The sequence below is a fragment of the Streptomyces sp. NPDC044002 genome, from assembly GCF_056434525.1.
This window is the reverse complement of the sequence record NZ_JBWKEZ010000066.1, coordinates 35,442-40,956: the sequence shown is the minus strand read 5'-3', so window position 1 is coordinate 40,956 and position 5,515 is coordinate 35,442. Positions and strand designations below refer to the sequence as shown.

The 5,515-nt window shown below is 74.7% G+C and carries 3 protein-coding genes and 1 pseudogene; 1 reads left to right on the top strand and 3 read right to left on the bottom strand.

What is annotated here, in order from left to right:
• Positions 1 to 236: 236 nt before the first annotated feature.
• The 3 genes and pseudogenes from AC07A6_RS33955 to recA all read right to left on the bottom strand — a co-directional run bounded on the left by AC07A6_RS33955 (position 237) and on the right by recA (position 4,586).
• Positions 237 to 2,780 (bottom strand): FtsX-like permease family protein, encoded by a 2,544-nt coding sequence (locus AC07A6_RS33955; protein ID WP_478779684.1) that lies wholly within the window; start codon positions 2,778 to 2,780, stop codon positions 237 to 239.
• A 127-nt stretch (positions 2,781 to 2,907) separates the two neighbouring features.
• Positions 2,908 to 3,495, bottom strand: a pseudogene (gene recX, locus AC07A6_RS33950) (recombination regulator RecX); the annotation flags it as partial.
• Positions 3,480 to 4,586 (bottom strand): recombinase RecA, encoded by a 1,107-nt coding sequence (recA, locus tag AC07A6_RS33945; protein ID WP_362474735.1) that lies wholly within the window; start codon positions 4,584 to 4,586, stop codon positions 3,480 to 3,482. The pseudogene recX and the gene recA, both read right to left, overlap by 16 nt.
• A 198-nt stretch (positions 4,587 to 4,784) precedes the next feature.
• On the opposite strand from recA, the gene AC07A6_RS33940 reads away from it, so the two are divergent.
• The gene (locus AC07A6_RS33940; protein WP_478779683.1) at positions 4,785 to 5,336 is read left to right on the top strand and encodes an SMI1/KNR4 family protein; all 552 of its coding nucleotides are present in this window, start codon (positions 4,785 to 4,787) and stop codon (positions 5,334 to 5,336) included.
• Positions 5,337 to 5,515 lie beyond the last annotated feature (179 nt).

Here is a 5,515-nt window from a genome sequence, read left to right as displayed (position 1 = left end):
GCCGGCGTTTGAGGCGCGGGGGTCTGGGGGCGGAGCCCCCAGGGGGTCCGGGGCGCAGCCCCGGGGAACGGGCGAAGGGCGGGTAGGGGACCCCGGCCCCGCGCAGCGGCACCCCGGCCCCCGCACCCGGCACCCCGTAACCGGCGCGCGGCACCCCGCACGGCCGAAGCCCCGCCCCCGCCGGCCCGGCCGCAGGGCGGGGAGGAGGCGGGGGGCGGGGCCCGGCGGGCCGGGGGTTATGCCTTGGAGGTGGCGACCTCCACCGGGCGGAGGCGGAGCGCGGCCCGGCCCGGGAGGGCGGTGGCGGCCAGTGCCAGCAGTGCGGCCGCGCCGACCACCACCCCGTACACCAGCGGCAGCACCGCCGGCGCGGCCACCCCCGTCATGCCCACGCTGAACGCGGTCAGCACGGCCAGCGAGATCCCCGACCCGAGCACCGCCCCGATCAGCAGCACGGCCAGGGTCTCCGTGCGCAGCATCCGCAGCACCTGGCGCCGCTTCGCGCCGGCCAGCCGCAGCATCGCGAACTCCCGGAACCGCTCGGCGGTGGACATCGCCAGGGTGTTGACCACCGCGATGGCGGTGAAGGCCAGCACCAGGCCCATGGCCAGCAGGTTGATCTCGGCCCCGGCGGCCTGCCGTTCGGCCCGGGCCGCGTCGGCCTGCGCCGCGGACAGTACCGCGAGCCCGGGGGCGGCGAGCCGCTCCCGGCCGACCGAGGGCTCCGCCGCGACGAGGACGCTCGCCGCGAGGGGGTTGTCCACGTGGGCGGCGACCAGGCCGTGCGGGAGGGTCAGGTCGCCGAAGCCCAGGCCCCGCCCGTACACGGCGGACACCGTCAGGGTCACCGGAGTCCCGTCGCCCAGCGTCAGCTTGAGCGGGCTGCCGGGCTTCAGCCCCAGCTGGTCGGCGGCGAGTTCGCTGACGGCGGCGCTGTTCTCGCCGAAGCCGTCCAGGCTGCCGCGCATCACCTGCGGGTCCCAGGTGCGGGTGAGGCCGGCCGGGGTGACGCCCTGGGCCGCGTACTTGGTCAGGCCGACCCGTACCGAGGTGTGCACGATCTCGGTGGCGGCGGTGACGCCCGGGGTGCGGCGTATCCGCTCGGCGGTGCCGGCGCTCACGCCGGGGCCCTGCGCGGTGACGACCCACTGGGCGCGGACCCCTTCGCGGGCCTGTGCCCGGGCCGCGTCGCCGAGGGTCGGGGTGACGAAGAGCACGGTGCAGGTCATGCCGATGAGGAGGGTGAGCGGGGTGACGGCGGAGGCCATGCGGGTGGCGTTGCCGCGCAGGTTCGCGGTGGCCAGGCGGCCGCCGGGGCCGGCCAGCCGCAGCGGTCCCGCGAGCAGCGCGGTCGCGAGCCGGACCAGGAGCGGGCCGAGCAGCGACACCGCGCCGGCCAGTACCACGACGGCCAGGAAGGTCACCGGGGTGGAGGCGGGTTCGGTGCGCAGCGAGCCGAGGACGACGACCAGCACCGCTCCGCCGGCCAGCAGGAGCAGGCCTGCCAGGGTCCGGATCCAGGAGGGGCGGGCCCGTTCGACGGCGGCTTCGGCCAGTGCCTCGGCGGGGCGGATCCGGGCGATCCGGCGGCCGGTGATGCGGGCGGCGGCCCAGGCTCCGAGCAGGCTGGCTCCGACGGCGGCGAACATCGGGAAGATCCCGGCGGTGCGTTCCAGGGTGGCGGGGACGACTCCACTGGTGACGAAGCGGCCGTGCAGCCAGGCGGCGAGGGGCAGTCCGGCGAGGGAGCCGGCGATGCCGGCGGCGAGGCCGACGAGCAGCGCCTCGCGGCCGATCATGCGGCGCAGCTGCTTGGGGGTGGCGGCGATGGCGCGCAGCAGGGCGAGTTCGCGGTGGCGCTGCTGGACGGAGAGGGCGAAGGTGCCGACGACCACGAGGATCGCGACGAGCAGGGAGGTGCCTCCCATGGCGCCGCCCATGGAGACGAGCTTGATGCGTGCTCCGGCGGCGTCGAGGAACTCGACGGGGCCTCGGTCGTCCCCGGCGGCGACCCGTGCGGTGGTGCCCTGCGGGGTGGCGGCCAGCGCCTGCTTGATCTGTCCGGCGAGGCGGCCGGCGTCGGTTCCGGGCCGGGGCAGTACTCCGATGGCGGTGACCTGGCCGGCGCGGGCGGCGAGCCGCTCGGCTTCGGTGTCGCTGAAGAACAGGGAGGTCTGCCGGCCGAGGTCGCCGTGGGCGGTCCGGGCGATGCCGCTGACGGTGTAGGTCTTCGGCTCGCCGGTGGCCTGTACGGTCAGCCGTGCTCCGGCGGCCAGTCCCGCCCGGGCGGCGAGGGCGCGGTCGATGACGACCTCGTCGCCGCCCTGGGGGGCGCGGCCCTCGGCGAGGGTGAAGGGGGTGAGGACGGCGGAGGTCCAGGCGTGCCCGTACGAGGGCCTGGCCGGGTCGGCCGGGGCCCCCAGTACCGGGGCGGCCTGGAAGGTCAGCTCGGGCACGGCCCGCTCGACGCCGGGGACGGAGCGTACGGTCTCCACGGTGGAGGCCGGGAGCCAGGCCCGCTCGGCGACGGGCTTGGCCTTGTGCTTCGTCTTGGTCTTGCCCTTCTTCTCCTTGACCGTCGTCTGGTGGACGTTCTGGTCGGCGGAGACGACCACCGGGGTGCCGGCGTAGCGCTCGGTGGCGATCCGGCCGCGGAGTCCGGTTTCCAGGAGGGTGCCGCAGGCGGTGATCAGGGCCGCCGCGCACAGGAGCGCGACGAAGGCTCCGAGGAAGCCGGCTTTGCGGTCCCGGACGGTCTGAAGGGCGTAACGCAGCATCATGCGGTCAACTCTGGCCGGGCGCCGGTTTCCGGGCACTGGAGCGCTCCGGCGTCCTCGACCGGGGGCTACCCCCACCCCCCGGGCCCGGCCGTCCCCCGCGGTCGGGCCCCACGGCGCGAAGCCCGGCTCAGTACCCGGGGTACCCCAGGTCGTCGGCGTCCTCGCCCTCGGCCTCCAGCGCGCGCCGGACCACCCGCAGGGCCATGCCCTCCGGGTATCCCTTGCGGGCGAGCATGCCCGCGAGGCGCCGGATCCGCTTGTCCCGCTCCAGGCCGCGGGTGTTGCGGAGCTTGCGCTCCACCAGTTCCCGGGCGGTCTGCTCCTCCTGCTCGGAGTCGAGCTGTTCCAGCGCCTCCTGGACGAGGGTGGTGTGCACCCCCTTGGTCCGCAGCTCCTGCGCGAGCGCGCGGCGGGCCAGGCCCCGGCCGCGGTGCCGGGACTCCACCCAGGCCCCGGCGAAGGCGGCGTCGTCGATCAGGCCCACTTCCTCGTACCGGGAGAGGACCTCTTGCGACACCTCCTCGGGGATGCCCCGTTTCGCCAGGGCCTCCTCCAGCTGCCGCCGGGTGCGCGGCATCCCGGTGAGCAGGCGCAGGCAGATCGCCCGCGCCTGCTCCTCGGGACTCTGGGGCGGCAGCTGTTGGCGGCCCTCACGGCCGCCCCTCGCTCTGCCGCCCCTCTCCTGCTCTTCCCGCACGGTCAGCTCTTGGCCACGGCGGCCTTGGCCGCGGGCTTGGCCTTCGACGCCGGGGCGGGCACCGAGGCGTCGGCCGGCGCGGCAGCGGCGGGCTCGTCACCCTCGGCGTCCTTGCGGACGCCCACGCCGAGCTTCTCCTTGATCTTCCGCTCGATCTCGTTGGCGAGGTCGGGGTTGTCCTTGAGGAAGTTGCGGGCGTTCTCCTTGCCCTGGCCCAGCTGGTCGCCCTCGTACGTGTACCAGGCACCGGCCTTGCGGATGAAGCCGTGCTCCACGCCCATGTCGATCAGGCCGCCCTCGCGGCTGATGCCCTGGCCGTAGAGGATGTCGAACTCGGCCTGCTTGAAGGGGGGCGCGACCTTGTTCTTGACGACCTTGCAGCGGGTGCGGTTGCCGACCGCCTCGGTGCCGTCCTTCAGGGTCTCGATGCGGCGGATGTCGATGCGCACGGAGGCGTAGAACTTCAGCGCGCGGCCACCGGTCGTGGTCTCCGGCGAGCCGAACATCACACCGATCTTCTCGCGGAGCTGGTTGATGAAGATCGCGGTGGTCTTGGACTGGTTCAGCGCACCGGTGATCTTGCGGAGCGCCTGGCTCATCAGGCGGGCCTGGAGGCCGACGTGCGAGTCGCCCATCTCGCCCTCGATCTCCGCCTTCGGCACGAGGGCCGCGACGGAGTCGATGACGATCAGGTCGAGCGCGCCGGAGCGGACCAGCATGTCGACGATCTCAAGGGCCTGCTCGCCGGTGTCCGGCTGGGACAGGATGAGGTTGTCGGTGTCCACGCCGAGGGCGCGGGCGTACTCGGGGTCGAGCGCGTGCTCGGCGTCCACGAAGGCGACGGTGCCGCCGGCCTTCTGGGCGTTGGCCACGGCGTGCAGGGTCAGGGTCGTCTTACCGGAGGACTCCGGGCCGTAGATCTCGACCACGCGGCCGCGCGGCAGACCGCCGACGCCGAGGGCGATGTCCAGTGCGGTCGACCCGGTGGGGATGACCTCGATGGGGTCGTTCGGCTTGTCGCCGAGGCGCATGACCGCACCCTTGCCGAATTGCCGTTCAATCTGCGCGAGCGCGGCGTCGAGAGCCTTCTCGCGGTCGGTGCCTGCCATGGGTTCCACCCGGTTTGCTTGAGTCGATCGCTTCACGCCATTGACGCTAACGCCTGCCACTGACAATGCGCTCCCACGCCCGTTTCGGCTGTGGATAACCCATCAGAATGGATGTTCGATTTCCGTGTCAAGCGAGCCACGCCCACCCCGGCGGGCACCGTTCCGCGCCGGGTGCGGCGCCGCTGCTACGGTCCCGGGATGACCGGCTGGGACGCGCGCGGCGTGCGCACACGGATACGGGAGATGGCGGCGGGGGACCCCGGGCGGGAGCGTTTCGGGGCGGACACGCACCGGTACGAGCTGGCGCCACCGGTGCCGGAGGCGGAGATCCTGGCGTTCGAGGAGGCCCACGGGATCGTCCTGCCCCGGGAGTACCGGTCCTTCGTCGCGGAGGTGGGCGACGGCCCCGCCGGGCCCTGTCACGGGTTGCTGCCGCTGACCGTCCCCCGCCCGGAGGCCGGCGATGAGTGGGCCGTGGACGACGAATGGCAGGAGGACCGGCTCCCGGGCCGGCTCGCCCTGCCGTTCCCTCTCACCGCTCCCCTGCCCGGCCCGATCCGCCGCCCGGAGGCCGCGCTGACCCAGGGCACGCTCACGCTCGCCGAACGGGGCTGCGGCATGTTCCTCAGGCTGGTCCTGAACGGCCCGCGGCGGGGCGAGGTCTGGCAGATCGACCCCGACTGGGGCGGCTTCGTCCCGGCGGGCACCGGCTTCCGCGCCTGGTACACGGCCTGGCTGGAGGGCCCGTAGCAGCCTCACAGGCAGCGGCATCCACTCCCGTACAGCAGCAGGAAGCACGCCGTGGGGGGGGGGGGGGGGGGGAGGGGGGGGGCGGGGGGGGGGGGGGGGGGGGGGGGGAGGGGGGGGTTGGGGGGGGGGGGGGGGGGGGTGGGGGGAGGGGGGGTTGTGGTGGAAGGGGGGGGGGGGGT